23 protein-coding genes and 1 tRNA gene are annotated in these 22,048 nt (G+C 60.8%); 10 read left to right on the top strand and 14 right to left on the bottom strand.

What is annotated here, in order from left to right; all coding sequences use genetic code 11:
• Positions 1-27: 27 nt before the first annotated feature.
• A complete protein-coding gene (locus M2497_RS08260) occupies positions 28-2,079 on the bottom strand; it encodes a hypothetical protein (protein ID WP_248486803.1) in 2,052 nt (683 codons plus the stop codon).
• Positions 2,080-2,297: 218 nt separating this feature from the next.
• Positions 2,298-2,990, bottom strand: coding sequence for a uracil-DNA glycosylase (ung, locus tag M2497_RS08255; RefSeq protein WP_248486801.1), 693 nt, complete (start codon positions 2,988-2,990; stop codon positions 2,298-2,300).
• A gap of 136 nt (positions 2,991-3,126) precedes the next feature.
• Between ung and M2497_RS08250 the strand changes: the two genes are divergently transcribed.
• Positions 3,127-4,239: an enoyl-CoA hydratase/isomerase family protein gene (locus M2497_RS08250; RefSeq protein WP_248486800.1), complete on the top strand. Its 1,113-nt coding sequence runs from the start codon at positions 3,127-3,129 to the stop codon at positions 4,237-4,239.
• Between the two features lie 54 nt (positions 4,240-4,293).
• On the opposite strand, the gene M2497_RS08245 is transcribed toward M2497_RS08250, so the two are convergent.
• Positions 4,294-4,659 (bottom strand): hypothetical protein, encoded by a 366-nt coding sequence (locus M2497_RS08245; RefSeq protein ID WP_248486798.1) that lies wholly within the window; start codon positions 4,657-4,659, stop codon positions 4,294-4,296.
• A gap of 262 nt (positions 4,660-4,921) precedes the next feature.
• On the opposite strand from M2497_RS08245, the gene M2497_RS08240 reads away from it, so the two are divergent.
• The 5 genes from M2497_RS08240 to M2497_RS08220 all read left to right on the top strand — a co-directional run bounded on the left by M2497_RS08240 (position 4,922) and on the right by M2497_RS08220 (position 9,001).
• The gene (locus tag M2497_RS08240; protein ID WP_248486796.1) at positions 4,922-6,544 is read left to right on the top strand and encodes a methyl-accepting chemotaxis protein; all 1,623 of its coding nucleotides are present in this window, start codon (positions 4,922-4,924) and stop codon (positions 6,542-6,544) included.
• Positions 6,545-6,617: 73 nt separating this feature from the next.
• Positions 6,618-6,830 carry a cysteine-rich CWC family protein gene (locus M2497_RS08235; RefSeq protein WP_071488921.1) on the top strand — a complete coding sequence of 71 codons (213 nt, stop codon included), beginning with the start codon at positions 6,618-6,620 and terminating at the stop codon, positions 6,828-6,830.
• Positions 6,830-7,522: a pseudouridine synthase gene (locus tag M2497_RS08230; protein WP_248486794.1), complete on the top strand. Its 693-nt coding sequence runs from the start codon at positions 6,830-6,832 to the stop codon at positions 7,520-7,522. Before M2497_RS08235 ends, M2497_RS08230 begins: the two co-directional genes overlap by 1 nt.
• A 305-nt stretch (positions 7,523-7,827) precedes the next feature.
• Positions 7,828-8,712 carry an alpha/beta hydrolase gene (locus M2497_RS08225; protein ID WP_248486792.1) on the top strand — a complete coding sequence of 295 codons (885 nt, stop codon included), beginning with the start codon at positions 7,828-7,830 and terminating at the stop codon, positions 8,710-8,712.
• 215 nt (positions 8,713-8,927) lie between these two features.
• Positions 8,928-9,001, top strand: a tRNA-Gly gene (locus M2497_RS08220).
• A gap of 380 nt (positions 9,002-9,381) precedes the next feature.
• Here the strand turns inward: M2497_RS08220 and M2497_RS08215 are convergent.
• The 4 genes from M2497_RS08215 to M2497_RS08200 form a co-directional block, all read right to left on the bottom strand.
• Positions 9,382-9,675, bottom strand: coding sequence for a helix-turn-helix domain-containing protein (locus tag M2497_RS08215; protein WP_248488180.1), 294 nt, complete (start codon positions 9,673-9,675; stop codon positions 9,382-9,384).
• The gene (locus tag M2497_RS08210) at positions 9,675-9,989 is read right to left on the bottom strand and encodes a hypothetical protein (RefSeq protein WP_248488179.1); all 315 of its coding nucleotides are present in this window, start codon (positions 9,987-9,989) and stop codon (positions 9,675-9,677) included. The genes M2497_RS08215 and M2497_RS08210 overlap by 1 nt, the downstream gene beginning before the upstream one ends.
• 187 nt (positions 9,990-10,176) lie before the next feature.
• Positions 10,177-11,346 carry an MFS transporter gene (locus tag M2497_RS08205; protein WP_248486790.1) on the bottom strand — a complete coding sequence of 390 codons (1,170 nt, stop codon included), beginning with the start codon at positions 11,344-11,346 and terminating at the stop codon, positions 10,177-10,179.
• A complete protein-coding gene (locus M2497_RS08200; RefSeq protein WP_248486788.1) occupies positions 11,343-12,506 on the bottom strand; it encodes an MFS transporter in 1,164 nt (387 codons plus the stop codon). The genes M2497_RS08205 and M2497_RS08200 overlap by 4 nt, the downstream gene beginning before the upstream one ends.
• A gap of 95 nt (positions 12,507-12,601) precedes the next feature.
• Between M2497_RS08200 and M2497_RS08195 the strand changes: the two genes are divergently transcribed.
• The 4 genes from M2497_RS08195 to M2497_RS08180 all read left to right on the top strand — a co-directional run bounded on the left by M2497_RS08195 (position 12,602) and on the right by M2497_RS08180 (position 14,870).
• Positions 12,602-13,495, top strand: coding sequence for a LysR family transcriptional regulator (locus M2497_RS08195; protein WP_248486785.1), 894 nt, complete (start codon positions 12,602-12,604; stop codon positions 13,493-13,495).
• A gap of 168 nt (positions 13,496-13,663) precedes the next feature.
• Positions 13,664-13,846, top strand: a complete 183-nt coding sequence (locus tag M2497_RS08190) for a type II toxin-antitoxin system HicA family toxin (RefSeq protein ID WP_248486783.1) — start codon at positions 13,664-13,666, stop codon at positions 13,844-13,846.
• A gap of 22 nt (positions 13,847-13,868) precedes the next feature.
• Positions 13,869-14,279, top strand: a complete 411-nt coding sequence (locus M2497_RS08185; protein ID WP_071496822.1) for a type II toxin-antitoxin system HicB family antitoxin — start codon at positions 13,869-13,871, stop codon at positions 14,277-14,279.
• 90 nt (positions 14,280-14,369) lie between these two features.
• Positions 14,370-14,870, top strand: a complete 501-nt coding sequence (locus M2497_RS08180) for a methylated-DNA--[protein]-cysteine S-methyltransferase (protein ID WP_248486781.1) — start codon at positions 14,370-14,372, stop codon at positions 14,868-14,870.
• A gap of 65 nt (positions 14,871-14,935) precedes the next feature.
• Here the strand turns inward: M2497_RS08180 and M2497_RS08175 are convergent, their stop codons facing one another.
• The 7 genes from M2497_RS08175 to yiaY form a co-directional block, all read right to left on the bottom strand.
• Complete coding sequence (locus M2497_RS08175) at positions 14,936-15,463, bottom strand: DUF4142 domain-containing protein (protein WP_016975135.1); 528 nt, start codon at positions 15,461-15,463, stop codon at positions 14,936-14,938.
• 140 nt (positions 15,464-15,603) lie between these two features.
• Positions 15,604-16,935, bottom strand: a complete 1,332-nt coding sequence (locus M2497_RS08170) for an MFS transporter (RefSeq protein WP_248486779.1) — start codon at positions 16,933-16,935, stop codon at positions 15,604-15,606.
• A 59-nt stretch (positions 16,936-16,994) separates the two neighbouring features.
• A complete protein-coding gene (locus tag M2497_RS08165; RefSeq protein WP_248486777.1) occupies positions 16,995-17,936 on the bottom strand; it encodes a hydroxymethylglutaryl-CoA lyase in 942 nt (313 codons plus the stop codon).
• Positions 17,933-19,126: a CaiB/BaiF CoA-transferase family protein gene (locus M2497_RS08160; protein ID WP_248486776.1), complete on the bottom strand. Its 1,194-nt coding sequence runs from the start codon at positions 19,124-19,126 to the stop codon at positions 17,933-17,935. Before M2497_RS08160 ends, M2497_RS08165 begins: the two co-directional genes overlap by 4 nt.
• An 89-nt stretch (positions 19,127-19,215) precedes the next feature.
• A complete protein-coding gene (locus M2497_RS08155; protein WP_248486775.1) occupies positions 19,216-20,124 on the bottom strand; it encodes a LysR family transcriptional regulator in 909 nt (302 codons plus the stop codon).
• Positions 20,124-20,798 carry an NAD(P)H-binding protein gene (locus tag M2497_RS08150; protein ID WP_248486774.1) on the bottom strand — a complete coding sequence of 225 codons (675 nt, stop codon included), beginning with the start codon at positions 20,796-20,798 and terminating at the stop codon, positions 20,124-20,126. The genes M2497_RS08155 and M2497_RS08150 overlap by 1 nt, the downstream gene beginning before the upstream one ends.
• Positions 20,799-20,890: 92 nt before the next feature.
• Positions 20,891-22,039, bottom strand: a complete 1,149-nt coding sequence (yiaY, locus tag M2497_RS08145; RefSeq protein WP_248486773.1) for an L-threonine dehydrogenase — start codon at positions 22,037-22,039, stop codon at positions 20,891-20,893.
• Between the last annotated feature and the right edge of the window lie 9 nt (positions 22,040-22,048).

The raw sequence follows: 22,048 nt of genomic DNA, 5'->3' as shown, positions 1-22,048 counted from the left end.
ACGGGTGTAACGCCCGTGCGCGCGGCTTCAATCATCCGAAGTGCAAGGCGGAAGGCCATTTAGGCGGATCAACTTAATGGCCACCAACCTGCGAGGAGACCACCCCATCCCGCCTCCTGCGGGTTTCATCACCCGGTACCGCGCTATGGCTGAACCATGTCTAGGATTTGTTTGCCCGGTAGGTGGTTGCACCAACCCTGGATGCAGGATGTAGGGGTCGAAGGGAACCCTGAACTCATAACCATCCCGAGCCTCTGCGGGACTCAACGTATGGGAAAATGTGTTAATCGTTTCGGGCATGACGCCACTCGGATGACCGTTGGGGTTTGCGTAACTGGCCCACTCGAGAACCACTTCGTCACCGCCTTCCAGCAAGCTAGCGTCCCCCGGAATGAAGACACCTACACCGTTAACCCAAGGCCTCAATGGGCAACTGATAAACCCTGCATCAGGCCCCGGTCCATAGGTGACGCCAACGTACTCCAGGTCCTGCAACCCGACGATGGGCACAATGTTGACAATCACCGGGGTGTCCTCGGCACGCTGGCGGTTCACTCCGTTAAAGGTCCAATAGAAGAACGCGAAGATGCCGCCGTTACCAACAATGGGTGCCAAATCAGCCCAGTCGACAAAAAACTCGATCTCCTGCCCGGCGACGTCGGTGAGCTGCACGGTATAGGTGGCCAACGGTACCGGATGGTTACCTACCATCAGCTCCAAGGTTTCGTTGGCATTAGGCTCGTCGAACAACAAGGTCACGACCCGAACAGGGAGGCCCACGTCATTGAGGGTCAGCAGGTTGTCGCCGTCTCGCCCCTTGACCGTGACGGTCTCCAGCAAGCGGTTGATCGGGTCCGGATTGTCTGGGCTGACTTGGCCGGCAACCGTCAAGTTGACAGGGACAAATCGAGGTTGCGAGTCCCTGGGCGTCGCCGATCCTCGCTCCCATGTATAACCCGCCCGAATCGTCCCCGGCGTCACCTCAAAACCACCTGTGGCGAGGACAGAATACGGGATTGGCACGCGGATGGGCCAAGCCTGAATAGCCGCAATCTCAATTTCAGGCAGAGGAATAAAGTTCCAGAGAGGACGCAGAATGTCCCCCGGCGCAGAGCCGAATATTTCAAGAATATTCATGAACACACCACCGGGCTCGCGGGCATCGCTTAGTGTGATACGTCCGTCGTTCAACTGAGGCAGATCGACCGGGCGCAGCTCAGTAGGTGTTACTGCCAAATTGATATACAACACGCTGGTAAATGACGGACCCGATTCGCGACCTGCCCGGTCTCGCAGCCAGTAGTGTGCGTTGTACTCTCGATTGGACGCCAGACCACGCAGGACGTCCCCGGGGAAAATCACCTCAACGGGCGCTCCATCTTTGTGTGCTTGGGTGATGGTGGTTGTGGCAACAATATCCTGTTGCCGTGGATGCCTGCGCAAGGGCCGACGCAAAGGCAAAAGAGCCAGGTAGGCTTCAACAACATCGCCTAATCGCATGTCCAGCCAGGCAGGCGTAGTAGTGGAAACGACGGTGCCCACCACCTGGTCGTTATTGGCGGGGTCATTCAGGTAATCATCAGTGACACCGTCTTGTTCAATTTCAGGTGGAAATCGCAGCCGTGGGCCACGCTGCCCCTGATTGGGCCCGACCTTGTCGCTGTCCAGCACGGTTACAAAAGACGGCTCGCCGGGGTTCCCACTGCTTTCCCTAAGCAACACTTCATAGTGCAAGTTATGCAAGCCAGCGGCATCCATCAGATGGGGCGGTACCACCGCGTCAACGAGAGGTAAGTCGGTGGCATCGTAAGGTGCCTCCACCCGCTTGGTGTCAAACGGTACGCCATCCCAGTACCAGACAACGGCAGTTATATCGCCAGGGAACAGAACGCCAGTCCCACCCCACAGGGTGGGTACCTGGACTGGCAACCCCGTACTTTGAAAGGGCACCGGGATCTTGAAACCAACATCGTCAGCCCACAGGGGCAACGCATCCGGCGCCACCGGGGCATCTGCTTCAAGAACCCCAGGAGCCCTGGCTCGAGCGAGCATTGGAGTCGTTACAGTGGGTCTAGTCATATCTAATCTCCTTGGTAATCAGCAGTAAGCCGCCGTCGACCAAGAGCTGGTATGCACCAGCCCCCACGGCCGAGAAGAGTAGTTAATGCGCTTGAACTGACCATGAATACTGTCAGAACTAACAGGTACCCCTGCGCTCTGAAGCATGCAAAAAAGTGAGGCCCGTGTCGAAACAACGAGTAGACGCGGTACAGGCGGCATTGCACCGCCCTTTTCAATCAGACCGGCGGTAACCGCCACTCGATCGGCGTCTCGCCGTTCTGCTCAAGAAACTTGTTGGTCCGGCTGAAATGCCCACACCCCAAAAACCCGCGATACGCCGACAACGGCGACGGGTGCACCGACGTCAACACCAGGTGCTTGGTCGCGTCGATCAGCTTCTGCTTGCCCTGGGCATGGGCGCCCCACAGCAGAAACACCAGGTGCGGCTGATGTTCGCTGACCACTTCGATGATCCGATCGGTAAAGAACTGCCAGCCCTTGCCCGCATGGGCGTTGGCGTTGGCGCGCTCGACGGTCATGGTGGTGTTGAGCATCAGCACGCCCTGGTCGGCCCAGCTTTGCAGGCAGCCGTGGTTGGGGATGTCGATGTTGAGGTCGCGCTTGAGTTCTTTATAGATATTGAGCAGCGACGGCGGCGTCGGGATGCCCGGTTGCACCGAGAAGCACAAGCCGTGGGCCTGGCCGGGGCCGTGGTACGGGTCCTGTCCGAGGATCACCACCTTGACCTTGTCCAGCGGTGTGGAGTTGAGCGCGTTGAAAATCAGCGGGCCGGGTGGATAGATCTCTTTGCCGGCGGCATGTTCCTGGCGCAGGAACTCGCGCAACTGGGCCATGTACGGCAGCTCGAACTGATCCCGCAGGGCGTGTTTCCAGCTGGGTTCGAGTTTGATACGGTCGTCTTCGGTCATGGTTGAATGGTCTTGTCAAAAAGAATGTGGCGAACCCTAGGAAAGCCGACCCCGCTTGTCAATTGCTCTGACACACCACCGGCACTTTCCTGCGAAGCGATCATACTCATCCTTCACCTTCTCGATTGAGGTCACGATGAACCTGCACTTCGAAGAGCTGACCGGCAGCGACGGTGCCCGCATCGGCATCGCCAGCCTCGACGCTGAAAAGTCCCTCAATGCCCTTTCCCACCCGATGATCCTCGCGTTGAGCGAACGCCTGGACACCTGGGCCAAAGACCCGAACATCGTCTGCATGCTGCTGCGCGGCAACGGCCCCAAGGCGTTTTGCGCCGGTGGCGAAGTGCGCAGCCTGGCGCAGGCTTGCCGCGAGCAGCCAGGCGTGGTGCCGACGCTGGCGGCGCAGTTTTTTGCGGCGGAGTATCGCCTTGATTACCGCCTGCACACCTACCCGAAACCGGTGATTTGCTGGGGCCACGGCTACGTGCTGGGCGGCGGTATGGGCCTGTTGCAAAGTGCGGCGGTGCGTATTGTCACGCCGAGCAGCCGGTTGGCCATGCCGGAGATCAGTATCGGCCTGTACCCGGACGTCGGCGCCAGTGGGTTCCTATCGCGCCTGCCGGGCAAGCTCGGGTTGTTCCTCGGCCTGACCGGTGCGCATATCAACGGGCGTGACGCGTTGGACCTGGGCCTGGCCGACCGCTTCCTGCGTGACGACCAGCAGGACGAACTGCTTGACGGCCTGTTGCAGCTGAACTGGCAGGAACAGACCTCGATGCAGCTCAACAGCCTGCTCAAGGCGCTGGCCCAGGAAGCCGCCGGTCAGCAACCCGAAGCACAGTGGTTACCGCGCCGGGCGCAGATCGACGAATGGCTGGATGTAGGCGATGTGCGGTGTGCCTGGCGCGCCTTGAGCCTGCTGAGCGAGCATGCCGATCCATTGTTCAGTCTTGCCGGCAAGACGTTGAAGGAAGGCTGCCCGCTGACCGCCCATCTGGTGTGGGAACAGATCCAGCGCGCCCGGCACCTGTCGCTGGCCCAGGTCTTCCAGATGGAATACACCCTGAGCCTCAATTGCTGCCGTCATCCTGAATTCAGCGAAGGGGTGCGTGCGCGGTTGATCGACAAAGACCAGACGCCCCATTGGCACTGGCCGGATATCAACGCCATTCCTGAGGCGGTGGTGCAGGCTCACTTCGACAAGGCGTGGGAAGGCCGCCACCCGTTGGCGGACCTGTCCGATTACTGACGGCTGCGCCCATAAAAAAGCGGCGCTTCATGCGCCGCTTGCCGTACAGGCCCGTCAACGGTGACCGCCGCGGCCACCTCCATGGTCGGAACCGCGACCGTGCCCACCCCCATTACCCCAATGACCTCCGCCCCAGCCCTGGTTCGGGTACGCCCGATAACCGGCACGCGGCCCGTAGTAGCGTGGCGCCGGCTGGTAATAACGCGGGGCCGAGTAATAACGCGGTTGTGGTGCGTAATAGCGCGGCGCGGGGTAGTAGTCACGGCGGTATTGATACGCCGAGCCACCCCCGTAGTAATACGCCGGCGCCGGTGAAGTGTAGACCTCGGATCGATAGTAGCTCTGGCCTCCATCGTAATAGGGCACACAAGCAGAGAGGGTCAGACCGAGTAAAGCGCTGAGCAGCAGTCGTCGATACATGGCGGCCTCCTGGACCGCGGAAGAGCACCTCCAGCGACGCTGGAGGGCGGCATTCAACTTTCATTGAATGACGAAATATCTGACATCAAAAAAGGAATCTGGTGCGTTTTCGTAATAGGTTGATACATCTGCGCAAGCTTTATCGATTCAGTAAATTTATCTGGCTCGCAACTTTGTCAATTGCGATGATGTCACAATGACATCGCCAAGAGCCAGGGAGGCTCTAGCGTGCACCCTTCGCTACCCTGCCCGGACCCGACTCATGAAAATATCAACCAAACTGCTGCTCTCATTCCTCCTGTGCGCGCTGGTCACCCTGGGGGTGGGCCTGCTGGGCATCAAAGGCGTGGTTCGCCTCTCCACGGCGTTGGAGTCAACATTCTCCAACAACCTGGTCTCGGTAAGCACCACTGCCGCCACCCTCAACGGTCTGGTCGCCCATAACCGCGGCCTGTACCGCTTGCTGGACGCCAGCAACGGTGACGTTTCCGCCCAGGATCGCGAACGTGTGCGTCAGGATATCGCCCAGGAACTCAAGCGCAGCCAGACCGCGTACGCCACCTACCGCGCAACCCCGCTGGAAGACGACGAACGGGCAGCCGGCGACAAACTCGACCAACTCTGGCCCACTTACATCAGCAGCTCAGACCGCATCATGGCGCTGCTCGACGGTGGCCAACTCGATCAGGCCCGCACCCAGCTCAATACCACCAACAATGAGCTCTTCCGCCAGGCGCGCGAGCTGATCCGCGTGATGGTCGAATCCAATAACCGCCAGATCAAGGAAGGCGCCGCCGCTGCGGATGAACTGCGCAGCAGCGCGTTGACGTGGATGATCAGCGGCATTGTGCTGGCCTTCATCATCGCCTTGACCATTGGCATGTTGATCACCCGCCTGATCACCCGCCCCATCGCCCAGGCCGTGGCTAGCGCACAACGTATTGCCCAGGGTGACCTGACCCAAGCCATCATCACCGAACGCACCGACGAGGCCGGGCAACTGCTGATGGCGCTGTCGGATATGCAAGGCGGCTTGAAAAGCACTCTGGTGGAAATCGCCAACGCGTCCGACCAGCTTGCGTCGGCCGCCGAGGAACTGAGTGCGGTCACCGATGAAAGCAGCCGTGGCCTGACCCGCCAGAACGATGAAATCCAACAAGCGGCCACCGCCGTCAACCAGATGACCGCCGCCGTGGACGAAGTGGCCAGCAACGCCGTCTCGACCTCTGAAGCCTCGCGCCAGGCCACCACCGAAGCCGAAGAGGGCCGCCAGCAAGTGGAACAGGCGGTGTCCGGCATGAGCTCGATGGTGGTTGAGATCAACGACTCCACGCAGTCGGTGGCAGACCTCGCCGGGCAGGTGCGGGAGATCGGCAAGGTGATCGATGTGATCCGTGGCATCGCCGACCAGACCAACCTGTTGGCGCTTAACGCGGCCATTGAAGCGGCGCGTGCGGGTGAGCAAGGTCGCGGTTTTGCCGTGGTTGCCGATGAAGTCCGCGCACTGGCCCATCGCACCCAGACGTCCACGGTCGATATTGAAAAGATGATTGGTGAAGTGCAAACCGGAGCCGATGATGCCGTCGCGGCGATGAACAAGAGCCTGACCTGGGCCAACAACACCCAGACCCTGGCGCAGAACGCCGGCGAAGCCCTGCAACGGATCACCACCAGCGTGGCGAAGATCAATGAACGCAACCTGGTGATCGCCTCGGCTTCGGAAGAACAGGCCCAGGTCGCCCGCGAAGTGGACCGCAACCTGCTGAACATCCAGGACCTGTCCACCCAGACGGCGGCCGGCGCCCATCAGACCAACGCCTCCAGCCAGGACCTGTCGCGCCTGGCCACCTCGTTCAACGTACTGGTCAGCAAGTTCCAGCTCTGAGTGGCCTGGGCGGGGACGGCCCTGTATCGTACAGGGCCTAGCGGAATCATCCGCAACCTTGCCCGACTAGCCCATGACCACACCCACCCTTTGCCCCGCCTGCGGTGCACGCAACGACTGCAGCCTGGCTGACCCACGTACGGTCGACCAGGCCTGCTGGTGCTACAGCGTCACCATCGACCCGGCCGTGCTCCAGGCCCTGCCCGATGAACTGCGCAACCAGGCCTGCCTGTGCCCGCGCTGTGCCCAGGTCGATGAACAGTTGCGTAGGGTTGAGCCGACGTAATGCGGGTGGATCGTTTCCTCAGTAACCTGCCGCGTTTCAATCGCAAGCAAGTGCGCCTGCTGTTGGTTGAGCGGCGTGTGGTGGTGGACGGCGTGGCTGTCAGCGATCCCCATCATGAGGTACGGGAATTCAGCCGAGTGTGCGTTGACGACGAGGTACTACAGGCAGGCAAACCGGCGCGTTACTTCATGCTGCACAAGCCCCGGGGGTGCGTGAGCGCCACGTCTGATCCGCAACATCCAACCGTTCTGGATTTACTCGATGAACCGGACAAAGGCGAATTGCACATTGCCGGCCGTCTGGACTTCAACACCACCGGCCTGATGCTGATCACCAACGACGGCCAGTGGTCACGGCGCTTGACGCAACCGCAGACCAAGTTGCCCAAGGTGTACCTCGTCGAGACCGAACAGGCTATCGGCCCTGAATACGCAACGACATTTGCCGAGGGTCTGTACTTCGCCTTCGAAGACCTGACCACTCAACCCGCCGAATTGGAATTGCTAGGGCCAAGAACCGCACGGCTGAGCATCATCGAAGGGCGTTATCACCAGGTGAAGCGCATGTTCGGGCACTTTGATAACAAGGTCATCGGCCTGCACCGCGAGCGCATGGGGCCTCTGGTGCTGGATGCGACCCTTGCGCCGGGCCAGTATCGGGCGCTGACTGACGACGAAATCCGACAGGTCTGACGACCGTTCGGCCGGTGATGGCAAAAAACCGCCAGGTCACCTTGCGAGGTGCCGCCTCGACTGCTTGAATCAGGATCACCAGTTCAATTATGACTGGCGAGTCGCCTATAACCTCCAAGAAACACCTTGCCCCGCCCGCGCTTGATCTACGGGCCTTCCAGGCAAACAGCCCGCCACAACAACAGCCGTCGGCCAGCCGTCATCGGATCGACATGGGCCCTCCTTTTCCAGGCGTATGCCTACCTGTCACAAAGCTCGTGCAGAGTGATCTGCGCGCCCTACCCGCTTGCCAGGAGTCTTACGACATGAGGCCAGAAATCGCTGTGTTGGATATACAGGGTCAGTATCGGGTTTACACGGAGTTCTATCGCGCGGACGTTGCTGCAAAGACCATCATCCTGGTCAACGGCTCCATGGCCACCACGGCATCCTTCGCTCAAACCGTGAAAAGCCTGTACCCGCAGTTCAATGTGGTTTTGTACGACCAGCCCTACGCCGGTCGCTCCAAAATCCATAACCGCCATGAGCAGATGCTGACGAAGGAAGTCGAAGGCCAGATCCTGCTGGAACTCATCGACCATTTTGCCGCTGAACATGTGCTGTCGTTTTCCTGGGGCGGTGCCGCCACCCTGGTCGCCCTCGCCCACCGGCCACGTCGCGTGGAAAAAGCCGTGATCAGCTCGTTCTCCCCAGTGATCAACGCGCCCATGCGCGACTACCTGGAACGCGGTGTCGACTACCTCGGCAACCTCGATCGCGACCGCGTCGGCCACCTGGTCAACAGCACCATCGGCAAACACCTGCCGTCGCTGTTCAAGCGCTTCAACTACAAGCACGTGAGCAGCCTGGCCGAGCACGAGTATGGGCAGATGCACTTTCACATCAGCCATGTGCTCAACAGTGATCGCCTGTGCTACCTCAAGGCCGCCAAGCAGATCGATATTCCAGTGCTGTTTTTGAATGGCGAATGGGACGAGTACACCAGCGCCCAGGACGCCAAGCTGTTTGGCCAGCATGTGGCGAAGAGCAGCTTCAGCACGATCCAGGCCACGGGGCATTTCCTGGACATGGAGCACAAGGCCGCCTGTCGGGACAGCCGGGATGCGGTGGTGGGCTTCCTGAAACCAGAGCGCCAGGTCAGCCGATTGCGCTATCAAACCGGCCCGGCACACCATGCCTTCGCACTCTGATACACGACGCGTTGTAGGAGCGGGCTTGCCCGCGAAGAACGTCAACGATAACGCTCGTCTCCTGAGAGAACGCGGCGCTCTTGAGTCTTTCGCGAGCAAGCTCGCTCCTACAGAGGGTTCGCTTGTCGATGTGCGAGACATCTGTAACCCACACATTTTTTTGAAGAAAAACTTCAAATCCCGGCGAACTTCTGGTACAAAGTCAGCCGCTCTGAGCGGGTATAGTTTAATGGTAGAACAGTAGCTTCCCAAGCTTCCGACGAGGGTTCGATTCCCTCTACCCGCTCCACTCAGATTCTCGTTCCGCGTCAGGTTATTTTTGACGAGGGATGCAAAAAACCGGTCCTTGGTGGCCGGTTTTTTTATGCGTTGAATTTGATGATTCGGGAGGGAGGCAACCGCACGCAGGCGAGTGAACCGGGTAGCTTTCGGGATACCGGCGCACTCCAGGGTGCCCTGGGTGCAGTTGCCATTGAACATGTAGCAGCTGACAAACCATAAATAGCCCATGCCATGGCATACAACCCAACGTGTTCCGAAGGTGGTGTAGGCAATGTCGCAAAACTTGAAAAAAGGGCGCAGGGCATTACGCCGATGCAGGCAGCTCAAACAGAAAAACCGGCTTCAGCCAGCCGGTTTTCATTTACTTAAAAGGCACAACCTCGGAATTTATCGATGCTCCAGCGCTGCCAATACGTGACTAGGGTCGTTGTGTAAGGCACGAAGCAATGCTCTAGCCGGCCCTTCTGGCTCACGTCGCCCTTGCTCCCAGTTCTGAAGTGTTCCTACAGGCACGTCAATCGCCTTTGCAAAGCCCGCTTGGGAAAGCCCGGTGGCTCGTCGAATCTCTTTTACCTTCAACGCATCAACAAAAAATTCGCGAGAAGGAGGTCGCTCGCCACTTACGATCTCATCCATCTGAATCAAACTTTCGACCAGACGGTTGAAAAGTTTTTTCTCCATCATTCCCACCTTCTGTTTATTTCACTCAGAACACTTCTCTGCGCCAGCGAAAGGTCATCTTTAATGCCCTTCCGGTAGATCAAGATCAACCTGATTTGATAGGCCTTGCAGACATGATAATAAATCACTCTGACGCCTCCGCTCTTTCCCCTTCCCCGCACGGCCCACCGGATTTTTCTCAAGCCATTGGTGCCTTGAATGACATCACCGGAGGTGGGATTTTCGGCCAAAAACGCTTGGAATTCACCGTAGCTTTCCTCACTCAGAAGCCCTAGCAGATCTTCTGTAAATGCGGGTGACTCGATAAATATCATATTCACGCCTATACGTCATTGGCGCATAGAAAGCTTAGTCTGATCGCTTCCTATCAAGCAACGGCCACTCGTCACTCACTGATAGGCATGCGAAACATGCGCCGCGATTTTTGAAGCCCGAACTGTACAGTTTCGCCTTCTGTATCCTGACGTAGGATGGAACTGAAATTCGGGTCAGAAAAAGTTATCAACCGTCCAGTTGCATTCCTCTGCGAATCACCCACGCCAACGGCAACGTCATCCCCAACACCCCGGCCAGCAGCATCACCGCCACCGTCACCCCCATTGCATCCCCCACCCCGCCGAACACCATGGGCGCCAGCGCCCCGCCACCAATCGTGCCGGTGTAGAACACGGCGAACGCCTGTTCGCGTTTCTCGGCTGGCGCCAGATCGGGCACCGCGCCGTACAGCGCTGAAGACGTGCCATTGAGCACCAGCCCCAGCACCGGCAACATCACCATCAACCCGTCCAGCGGCAGGTACACCGCCGCGACGATCAGCAGCGCCGTGCTGCCCTCCGTCAACCACACCGTCTTCAGCATGCCGATGCGTGCGCCCAGGTAGCCGCAGAATAATTTGCCGAACGCCCCGCCGATAAACAGCAGGGTCAGGGCCAGGCCAATACCGGCGGTGCCCGCCCCCTTGCCTTGTAGCAGAAACGGCAGGAAGGTGAGAAAGCCCATGCGCACGGCACTGTCGAGGGTGCCGGTGAGGATCAGTGCGCGCAGGCCGGTGACGGAGCCTGTTCCAGTGAAGTGTTTGGCTTTTTTGGTCGAGGACGATTCGGATGTTTGCGCAGGAATAAGCCACCACAGCAACCCCGCCGCCGCCAACCCCAGCACCCCCAGCAACGTGGCACTGGCGCGCCAACTGATCACCGTGAGCAACAGGCCCACCAGGCCGGGGATCAGGGTTTTGCCGATGTCGCCGCAGAAGTTGTACTGGGACAACGCCTGCTTGATTCCGCCACCGTCCTCATAGGCATCGCTGATCATCGAAGACGCCAGCGGGTGTTGACTGCTGGCCCCCAGACCGCCGAGCAGCAGCGCCAGCAACAGCATCACCAGCCCGGTGGCCTGGCCCACCAACAGGTAAGCCGCGCCGGCGAGCGCGGTTCCGCCGACCAGCATCGGCACTCGGCCCCAGCGTTTTGCGGCGCGGCTGGCCATGAGCTGGAACACCGCCATCATTCCGGAATAGGCACCGCGCAACAGCCCGACCTGGGCGTAGGACAAGGCGAACTGTGTTTGCCAGATCGGCAGCAGCACGTAGATGACATCGGTCAGACCATCATGCACGGCGTGGGCGCTGCAGCCAGCGATCAGTGTGCGACGGCGGGTTGGGATGGCATTCATGGCGTCGGAATCAGTTGAGGTTTGGCGGGCTTCCAGCCGGTCAGGGCGATCAGCAAGGTCAACACCTGGAAGGTAATAATCAGCGCCACACACCCGGCCCAGCCCCAGCGTTCCCAGATCAATGCCGGGACAATGGCACCACAACTTCCGCCCAGGTAGTAACACGTGAGGTACACCCCCACAGCGCCTGCTTTATTGTCACCGGCCGTGGCCGTGGTGAACGCGTTGGCCGCCGACTGCGCGAGGAATACGCCGGTAGAACTGAGGGCCAGGCCCACCACGATGCACCACAAGGAGGGCACCAGCGTCAGCACCGAGCCGCTGATGCCCAGCAGCGCAGCCACACTCAGCAGTTCGGCATGAGGCCGGGATTTGCTGAGGCGCCCGGCTATGGGGATCACGATCAACGCCAGCAAAAACACCATATACAGCGCACCCAACGCCGCAGGCCCCAGGTTGAACGGCGGTAATCCGAGGTACAACCCTGCGTAGGTAAACGCGGCAACCTGGGAGAACAGCACGCAAAATCCTACGGCGTAGGCGGCCAGCAAGGGCTTGCTAAAAACCGCCGAGAACGAGGGTTGAACCTTCGCCGAGCGCACCCGACTCATAGGCAACAGGAACTGGATAAACCCACCCACCATCAGGCTCAGCACCGCCAGCCATTCAAAGGCTTCGCGCCAGCCGACATATTCAGTCACGACGCCGGTGACGAAACGCCCGGCAAACCCACCCAGCACGGTCCCTGCCACATACAGGCTGGTGACTTCCGTCACCGTACCGCCACGCCAGCGGTCGCCGATATACGCCACGCTGGTGGCGAACACCACCGGGATCAACATTCCCGCCACAAACCGCCACACCAACACTTCGGCAAAGCTGTCGGCCCAGGCAGTCATCAGCGCCGGCAGCGCCAGCAGCAAGGCCGCCGCGCTGATCACTGTACGTGGCTCGAAGCGCCCGGTCAGGCGGCTGACAAACGGTGCAGTGATCGCCACCGCCAACGTGGTCACGGTGATGCTCCACCCCGCCGCCTTGGCGCTGATGTGAAACTGCGCGGCAAAGGTCTGGAGAATGCTCTGGGTGGCATACAGGTTGAGGAACGCCGCGCAGCCACACAGGAACAGGGCAAGACGGGCACAATGCAGGCGCGGTTTCATGAAACCTCTCGTTTTATTTTGTGAGGTCTTTATAGAATGGCCGGCAGGTCATGAACCAATACCGATTTCGGACCGATCGATACCCAAGGACCAGGATGCTCGACCTACGCAAGCTGCGTTACTTTCTGACCGTCGCCGAAGAATTGCACTTCGGCCGCGCCGCCATTCGCCTGCACCTGGCGCAGCCGCCGCTGACGCGACAGATCTCGGCGCTGGAAACCGAGCTGGGCTTCAAGCTGTTCGACCGCACCAGCCGCACGGTCACCCTCACCGCACAAGGCCGCTCATTCCTGCCCTATGCACGCGGCGTACTGGAGCAGGTGGAATTGGCACAGGTGATCGCCGGCAAACTCGCGGCAGGTACGGCCGGGCAACTGGCGTTGGGCTATGTCAGTTCGATCGCCCTGTCGGACCTGTTCAGCCAGGCGATCCAGGCGTTTGCCCAACGCTTTCCCGATGTGCAATTGACCCTGGTGGAATGCGCCTCGGGCAGCCTGGGTGCGCAAGTGGCGGATGGGCGGCTGGATATCGGCCTGAGCCGCCTGTTGCCGCAAGGCGAAGCGGTGCAAGCGCTGTCCTTGGGCGAAGAACCCTTGGTGGCCGCCGTGTCCAGTGACAGCCCGCTGGCCAATCAACCCAAGGTCAGCCTGGCGCAGCTCAGTGCCTACCCGTTGATTCTGTTTCCAGCGGATTATGGCTCGGGGCTCAACCAGTCCATCGAACAGTTGTACCGCCACCACGGCCAGCCGCTACGCCCCGGACCGACCGGGCGGCAGATCACCTCGATCATTGCGCTGGTGGCCGCCGGGCAAGGCGTGGCGTTGGTGCCGGCGTGTACGCAAAGCCTGATGAATAAAGGCGTGACGTACAGGCCGCTGGTGGAAGCGGATGCGTGTGCGCAGCTGTTGGTACTGACCCGCGCAGAAACAAAAAGTGTGCTGGTTGATGCGTTTCTCGCCGTCATTGCACAGACGCTACCGGCCCGGTAACGCCGCTGCAAAACCTCGCAATACCTCTCTGCAGCGCCATTCCGTCGCGCTCATACACTCCATTGACCACCTGCCAAAATGCCGGTCATCGACCACTGGTAGGTAGAGTGTTGATAATTTCAATTCAGTGGTTATAGTCACCACCATCACACACCACAAGGAGGTGTTGTGGATAGCCGATATTTGATAGGTCACATCGTTGCGGACGGTTGGTATCTGGTACGTATCAGAGGCAGCCACCACCCCTTCAAGCACCCGACAAAACCGGGGCTGGTGACGATTCCCCATCCAAAGAAGGACCTGTTGGACAAGACCGCCAAGAGCATTTTGAAACAGGCTCTGCTGAGTTAACCGTCCGTGGAGGACAACAGACATGCTTTACCCGATTGCAATTTCAACCGGCGACGACGACCACGCCTGGGGCGTAGAAGTCCCGGATATTCCAGGCTGCTACTCCGCCGGCGACGACTTGGACGACGCCATGGCCATGGCTCGCGAAGCCATTGAAGGACATTTCGAAATCCTGGCGGAAGACGGTGCACCGATTCCCAGTGCGCAAAAGGTCACCTTGCACGCCGCCAACCCTCACTATGCAGGTTGCACCTGGGCGGTGGTGGACATTGATGTCACCAAGTACCTGGGCAAGGCGCAGAAGCTCAACATCACGCTGCCCGGTTATCTGTTGAACCGCATCGATGAATATGTGCTGCACCACCCGGAAGAAAAAAGCCGTTCCGGCTTTCTGGCCTCAGCGGCGCTTAAAGTGTTGCAGCAAGACCACTGAACAAACCGAATTCAATCGCAAGAAACGTAGTTTCTCGTTGGGCGGCGTGTTCTAGATTCAACGCTACCCCGCCCACCCAGGAGCCCGCTCATGTCCTACGAATACAAGCTCATGCCTTCGCCTGTCGGCGTACTCACCCTCGTGGCGCGTGCTGGCAAGCTCAGTGCCATCCTCTGGGAAGAGGAACGCGCCAACCGTGTGCGCCTGGGTGAGCTGCACGAGGCCAATGACAGCCCGGTGTTGCTGGAAACCGAACGCCAGTTGCACGAGTACTTTGCCGGCACCCGCAACCAGTTCGACCTGGAGCTGGAGTTTACCGGCACCGATTTTCAGAAGCAGGTCTGGCAGGCGCTGCTGACCATTCCCTTTGGCGAAACCCGCAGCTACAGCCAGATTGCCCAGCAGATCGGCAACCCGAAGGCCGTCCGTGCAGTGGGCGCAGCCAACGGGCGCAACCCGATTTCAATCATTGCGCCGTGCCATCGGGTGATCGGCGCCTCAGGTGGCTTGACGGGCTTTGCCGGAGGTTTGGAAGCCAAGCAATACTTGCTCGCGCTGGAGGGCACCGGCCAGGCGGAAATGGCGTTCTAGCAAAGCCTATAAAAAACGGCGGTTGGAGATGATCCAACCGCCGTTTTTCAATTCAAGTAACAGGTTCAACCGTCGCCTTGATGGCCTTTGCCATAGGTCGACGCCAAGGCACGAGCCTTTTGCAGACGCTCTTCCAGCTTGGGCAACGTCTCATCGACCAGGGCTTTGATTTCCGGCACATCCGACGCCGCGCCTTCCTGCTTGAACAAGGCGATGGCGTCTTCATTTTCCTTCACCTGCTGTGCGGTGTAGGCCGCATCGAAGGAGTCGCCGTCCTTGAGTTCGGGCATCAGGGTTTCGGCTTTATCGACGATCTTCTCGCGCGGCGCCACGGGCAAATCGAGCTTCTTGGCGATGGCCGCCAGATGCTGGTTGGCCAGGGTGCGCTCGTTGATCACCTCGATGGTGTAGTCCTTGATTTCCTGGGACGAGGTCTTGGCGTGGGCCATGCGACTGGTTTCGATATCGGCCATGCCTTTGGCCGAAGCCTGCTCGATGAATTCAGCAGGCGACTGGGCGAAGGCATTGCTGGCGCCGAGGCCCAGCAGCATCGCGAAACTGGCGGTGCGTAACCGGATAGCCATGCGGCTCATGATGGGTTCCTCCAGGGCAAAAAAAGGGACCGGGGAATACACCCCGCCCTCATTTCGAATTTTGAGGGCGGTAAAGGTTTAGAAAAAACTCGCCGGTGCGACGAACGGTCCTCCTCCAATCCGCGGGGTTGCGGTCAAGATCAACCTTTATCGAGGGTGCGCAACTTCTGCGGCAGTCCCCACAGCAACAGCGCCGCCGCCAACAGCGCGCACACACCGATCACGTAAAGCGCCGGGGTGGTACTGCCGGTGAGGTCCTTGATCCGCCCCACCATCACCGGGCTGACAATGCCGCCGAACTGCCCGAGGGTATTGATCACCGCAATGCCTCCCGCCGCGCCGGCACCGGCGCCGGCCAGTAGCTTGGGCGGCAGGGTCCAGAAGGTCGGGATCGAGGCGATGATGCCGGCGCCCAACATGCCCAGGGCAATGATCAGGAAGGTAGTGTGGTCGGCAAAAATCCCGGCACTGAAGAAGCCTACCGCCCCCAGCACCACCAGCCCGCAGACAAACTTGCGCCGCTCGCCGGTGGCATCCGACAGGCGCCCGATCACCACCATGCTGATGGCGCCGCACACATAGGGAATCGCCGTGAGCAGGCCGATCATCACCGGGCTCTGGGTACCGGCGCTGCGGATCAATTGCGGCGCCCAGAAGTTGAGGCCGTAGGACGCCACCTGGATCAGGAAGTAGATAAAGCCGAGCATCAGGAACCCGGGGATGCGGATCGCCGACAGCAGCGAACCGCCGTGCTGGTTCGGCTCATGCTTGGCGATACGGCTCGACAGCAGGGTCTTCTCCGCCGCCGTCAGCCAGTGGGCGTCTTCGATGCGATCCTTGAGCAACGTCAGCACCAGGAACCCCAGGCCGATACAGGGCAAGCCGCCGAGCAGGAACAACCAATGCCAGCCGCGCATTTGCAACACCCCGTCGAGGTGTTCCAGCACCAGCCCAGAAAACGGAGCGCCTACCAGGCCGGCAAACGCCGAGGCCAGGAACAGCATCGACGTGATGCGCCCGCGGAAGTGCTGCGGAAACCACAACGTCAGGTAATACAGCACGCCCGGCGCGAACCCCGCCTCCATCGCGCCGATGATGAAGCGCAGCCCGTAGAACTGCCATTCGGCCGTAACAAACACCATGGCCGCCGTGGCCAGGCCCCACGACATCATGATCCGTGCAATCCAGCGCCGGGCACCGACCTTGTACAGCATCATGTTGCTCGGCACTTCAAAGATCACATATCCCACCACGAACAATCCGGCACCCAGGCCATAGGCGGTGTCGCTCAGGCTCAGGTCCGCTTGCAGCTGAAACTTGGCAAAGCTGATGTTGATCCGGTCAAAAAACGCGAACAGGTAGCACACCATGATCAGCGGCATCAGGCGCCAGGCGACCTTGCTGACCAGGGCTTTTTCGGCATCGATTTCAGCGGCCGGGCGCACGCCAGCCTCCAACGTATTAGTGCTCATGGTTTCTCTCCAGCGGGCTGCTCAGCGGCGCCCGATTGTTTTTGTTGTCTGGTACGGCGTTACAGCGTGGCGATGTAGGCCGGTGGCGCATGCAGGTCGCAATTGCGCCCGGCCTTGGCCACCTGGCCAGGCAGCTCGTGGCCCAACAGGGCTGGCAAGCGGCGGGACATGTGCAGCAGGTGCGGCAGGTCGATCCCGGTGTGAATCCCGACTTCTTCGCACAGGTTCACCAGGTCTTCGGTGCAGATATTGCCCGAAGCCCCCGGCGCAAACGGGCAGCCGCCCAAACCGCCGAGCGCCGCGTCAAAGCGACGGGCACCAGCCTCATAGGCAGCCAGCACATTGCACAGGCCCAAGCCGCGGGTGTTGTGAAAATGCAGGGTCAGGTCACGGGCGGATACGCGCTGCAGCACGCGCTTGACCAGGCGCTCCACCTGACGCGGATTAGCCATGCCTGTGGTGTCAGCCAGGCTGATGCCCTGGATGCCCAGCTCGAGATAAGCGTCAACGATCTGCAGCACGCGGTCTTCGTCGATCCTGCCCTCGAACGGGCAACCGAAGGTGGTGGCGATGCTGCCGTTGAGCGTTACCGGATGCTCGGCGGCAAACCGTGTGATGTCGCCAAACGCCGCCAACGAGGCTTCGCAACGCATACGCAGATTGGCCAGGTTGTGGGTCTGGCTGGCGGACATCACCAGGTTCAACTCATCGGCGCGGGACTCGACGGCGCGCTGGGCGCCCTTGAGGTTGGGGATCAGCGCGACGTAGATCACACCCGGCTTGCGGTCGATACCCTGGAACACCTGCTCACCATCGCGCAATGCCGGGATGGCTTTGGGTGAAACGAACGAACCGGCTTCGATCCGCGAAAAACCGGCGAGGGACAGTTGATCGATCAAGGCGATCTTATCCGCTGTTTCGACCCAGGTTGGCTCGATTTGCAGGCCGTCACGCGGGGAGACTTCCTGCACGATCAGCGGGTCGCAATAGTCTGTGATCATTGCACCACTCCCGAGGTTTTCAGGCGTTGGATATCGGCACCGGCCAGGCCCAGGCTGCCAAGAATTTCGTCGGTGTGTTGGCCCAGGGTCGGGCCTTGCCAGTTCACACCGCCGGGGGTCTCCGAGAGTTTGGGCACGATGCCCGGCATCTTCACCGACACACCGCCGGGCAGCTCGGCATTGAGCAACATCTCACGCGCCTGGTAGTGCGGGTCGCTGACGATATCCGCCACGGAGTAGATGCGTCCGGCCGGCACTTCGGCGGCTTCCAGGGCGCTGAGCACCTGCTCGATGGGCAGGCTGCTGGTCCAGTGGGTGATCGCGGCGTCGAGCAGACCACTCTTGGCGGCGCGGCCATCGTTGTGGGCAAACTCGGGGGCTTCGGCCAGGTCGGCGCGGCCGATGGTGTGCATCAGGCGCTTGTAGATCGGGTCGCTGTTGCCGGCGATCACCACATAAGCCCCGTCGGCGGTCAGGTAGGTGTTGGACGGCGCAATGCCCGGCAAGGCGCCGCCGCTGCGTTCACGCACATGGCCGAGCATGTCGTATTCCGGCACCAGGCTTTCCATCAGGTTGAACACACTTTCGGCCAGCGACACATCGACAATCTGCCCGTCGCCCTGGCCGGTCTTGACCCGCAGCAGCGACATCAGCGCGCCGATCACGCCATGCAGTGACGCCAACGAATCGCCCAGGCTTACGCCGACCCGCGCCGGTGGCGAGTCCGGGTTGCCGGTGGTGTAGCGGATGCCGCCCATGGCCTCGCCGATGGCACCGAAGCCAGGGCGGTCGCGATACGGGCCGGTCTGGCCATAGCCAGAGATACGCACCAGGGTCAGCTTGGGGTTGAGCGCATGCAGCACGTCCCAGCCGAGGCCGAGCTTTTCCAGGCCGCCGGGGCGCAGGTTTTCGATGAGCACGTCGGCATCGCCAAGCAATTGCTTGATCAGGTCCAGGCCTTCCGGCGACTTGAGGTCCAGCGCCAGTGACTTCTTGTTGCGCGATTGCAGGTACCACCACAGCGACGTGCCTTCGTGCAGCTTTCGCCATTTGCGAAGTGGGTCGCCCTGGCCCATGGCTTCGATCTTGATCACCTCGGCACCAAACTCGGCCATCAGCCGGGCGGCGAACGGCGCGGCAATCAGGGTGCCGATCTCGATCACCTTGATACCGCTCAGGGGAGCCGTCATGGGGTGCACCTCTTATTCTTGGAATGTGCGGCCAAGACTAGAGGCCAGGTGCAGGAGAAATCCAACCGTCAGTTGGCAAGCAGCGTTCGCTAAACGCGAACGCTCAAATAATCGAACAACAATCGACTGACCGGTGACAGCTGGGTTTCATCACGCACCACCAGGATCAGGCTGCGATCCGACCAATCGTCCGTCAGCGGTACGGCATGCAAACCCAGTGCGCGACCAAACAATTCGTACGCCTTCTGCGGCAGGATGCCGATGCCCATATTCGCCTGAACCATCCGGCACATCGCATCAAACCCCGGTACATGAATGCGCAGGCGCAGCAGCTTGCCCGCCTCGCGGGCGGCGGCGTGGGTGCGCATGTTGATGGAACTGGCGGCGTGCAGGCCGACGTAATCGCTGTCGAGGGTGTCGACGAACGCCAGGCTTTCACGGGTGGCCAACGAATGATCCTTCGGCATCAGCACCACCAGTTTGTCGTGGCGATAGGTCACGCTGGGCAGGCCTTTGGTGTCGGTGTCACTGGAGCAGATCCCCAGGTCAGCGACCCCATCCAATACGCCCTGCACCACGCCTTTGCTGGGGCGTTCTTCCAGGTCGGTTTTGACTTCGGGGTGCAGTCTGGAAAAGTCCCGCAGGTCTTCCGGCAGGAACTGAATGATCGCCGACAGATTGGCCAGCATCCGCACATAACCGCGCACGCCATGGCTGTGTTCGCCCAGTTCCAGGCCCATCTTCTCGACGTTGAACAACATCTGCCGCGCATGGTGCAGCAGGGTCTCACCAGCGGCCGTCAGGTCCATGCCCTTGGCCCGCCGCACAAACAGGCTCACGCCCAGCACCTGCTCCAGTTCCATCAAGCGCTTGCTGGCGGCCGACACGGCGATGGCTTCGCGGTTGGCGGCACGGGTCAGCGTGCCCTCCTCGAACACCGCGACGAACAGCTGCAGCGTGATCAGGTCCAGCCGACGCACCAGGCTCTTGTGCAGCATCAGCGACGCTCGCTGGCCAGCCGGTTGATCTCGGCCTGTTCCACCACCGGCTGCGGCGCGCCGTGGCTGGCCGCCTGCAACATCGCCCGGCCCACTGTCTCGGTGCTCACCACCCAACCCGGTTTCAGCTGCCGTACACACGACAACAGGGGGCCAAGCACCGAGTAGAAGGATTGGTAAAGCGGCGTCTTCGAACGCACGCCATGCAAGGGTTGGATGACGCCCGGACGGAACAGGTACACCGCCTTGAACGGCAGGCGCAGCAAGGCGTTCTCGGTCTTGCCCTTGACCCGTGCCCACATCGATTTGCCCGCCTCTGAACTGTCGGTACCAGCACCGGACACATAGATGAAGGTCATCTGCGGATTGAGCCGCGCCAGGGTGCTGGCGGCGACCAGGGTGAGGTCGTAGGTGAGGTGGGTGTACCGGGTTTCATTCATGCCCGCCGATGAAACGCCGAGGCAGAAGAAGCACGCATCAAAGCCTTGCAGCAGGTTTTCCAGGGGTTGGAAATCCAGCATGTCGCTGTGCAGCACCTGGTGCAGCTTGCCATGCTCCTGGGTCAGGGGCGTACGGCCGACGGCGACCACTTCCTGCACGTCGGCGGCCAGCAGGCACTCACGCAGCACGCCCTGCCCGACCATGCCGGTGGCGCCGAATAACAGAACTCTCATAAGGGGACCTCAGCGGCAAGCCGCAAGCTTCAAGCGCAAGTTGAGCGCATTCAGCTTGTAGCTTACCGCTTGCAGCTCAAGGCTGCCCCTATTCAGAACGCGCTGCGAAAGATCTCCTCGATCTGCCGCTGGTCCGCGCGCCGTGGGTTGGTCAGGCCGCACGCATCCTTCAACGCGTTGGTCGCCAGCAGGGGAATGTCCTGCAACTTGGCGCCCAGTTCGCGCAACCCAGCCGGGATGTCGACGTCGTGGGCCAGGCTGCGAATCGCGGCGATGGCGGCCTGGGCGCCCTCTTCGTCGGTGATGCCCTTGATGTCCGCGCCCAACGCTCGGCCTACGTCGCTCAGGCGTTTGGCACTGACGCTGGCGTTGAAGCTTTGTACGTGGGGCAACAACACCGCGTTGCACACGCCGTGGGGCAGGTCGTAGAAACCGCCCAGTTGGTGGGCCATGGCGTGTACGAAACCCAGGGACGCATTGTTGAACGCCATGCCCGCAAGGAACTGCGCGTAGGCCATGTTTTCCCGTGCGGCCTTGTCGGTGCCGTCGCGAACGGCCAGGCGCAGGTTGGCGCTGATCAGTTCGATGGCCTTGATCGCACAGGCGTCGGTGATCGGTGTGGCGGCGGTGGATACGTAGGCCTCGATGGCGTGGGTCAGCGCGTCCATGCCGGTGGCGGCCGTGAGGCCCTTGGGCATGCCGACCATCAGCGCCGGGTCGTTGACCGACAGCAGCGGCGTGACGTTGCGGTCGACAATGGCCATTTTCACGTGGCGGCTTTCGTCGGTGATGATGCAGAAGCGGGTCATCTCGCTGGCGGTGCCGGCGGTGGTGTTGATGGCCACCAGCGGCAGTTGCGGCTTGCTCGATTGGTCGACGCCTTCGTAGTCGCCGATATGCCCGCCGTTGGTGGCGCACAGGGCGATACCCTTGGCGCAGTCATGGGGCGAGCCGCCGCCCAGGGACACCACGAAATCGCAGGCGCTCTGCTGCAACAGCGCCAGGCCTTTCTCGACGTTTTCCACATTGGGGTTGGGCTTGGCGCCGTCGTAGATCACCGAGTCGATGTCCTGCATCGCCAGTTTCTCGGCGATCATGCTGGCCACGCCGGCCTTGGCCAGGCCGGCGTCAGTGACGATCAGTGCCTTGCGAAAACCATAGTTGCGGATGGCAGTCATGGCTTCGTCGAGGCAGTCGGTGCCCATGATGTTGACGGCGGGAATAAAGAAGGTGCTGCTCATGGTCAATCC

Source organism: Pseudomonas sp. CYM-20-01 (genome assembly GCF_023169845.1).
Classification (GTDB): domain Bacteria; phylum Pseudomonadota; class Gammaproteobacteria; order Pseudomonadales; family Pseudomonadaceae; genus Aquipseudomonas; species Aquipseudomonas azotoformans.
Note: the sequence above shows the minus strand (reverse complement) of the source record. Positions and strands in the feature narration are given on the sequence as shown.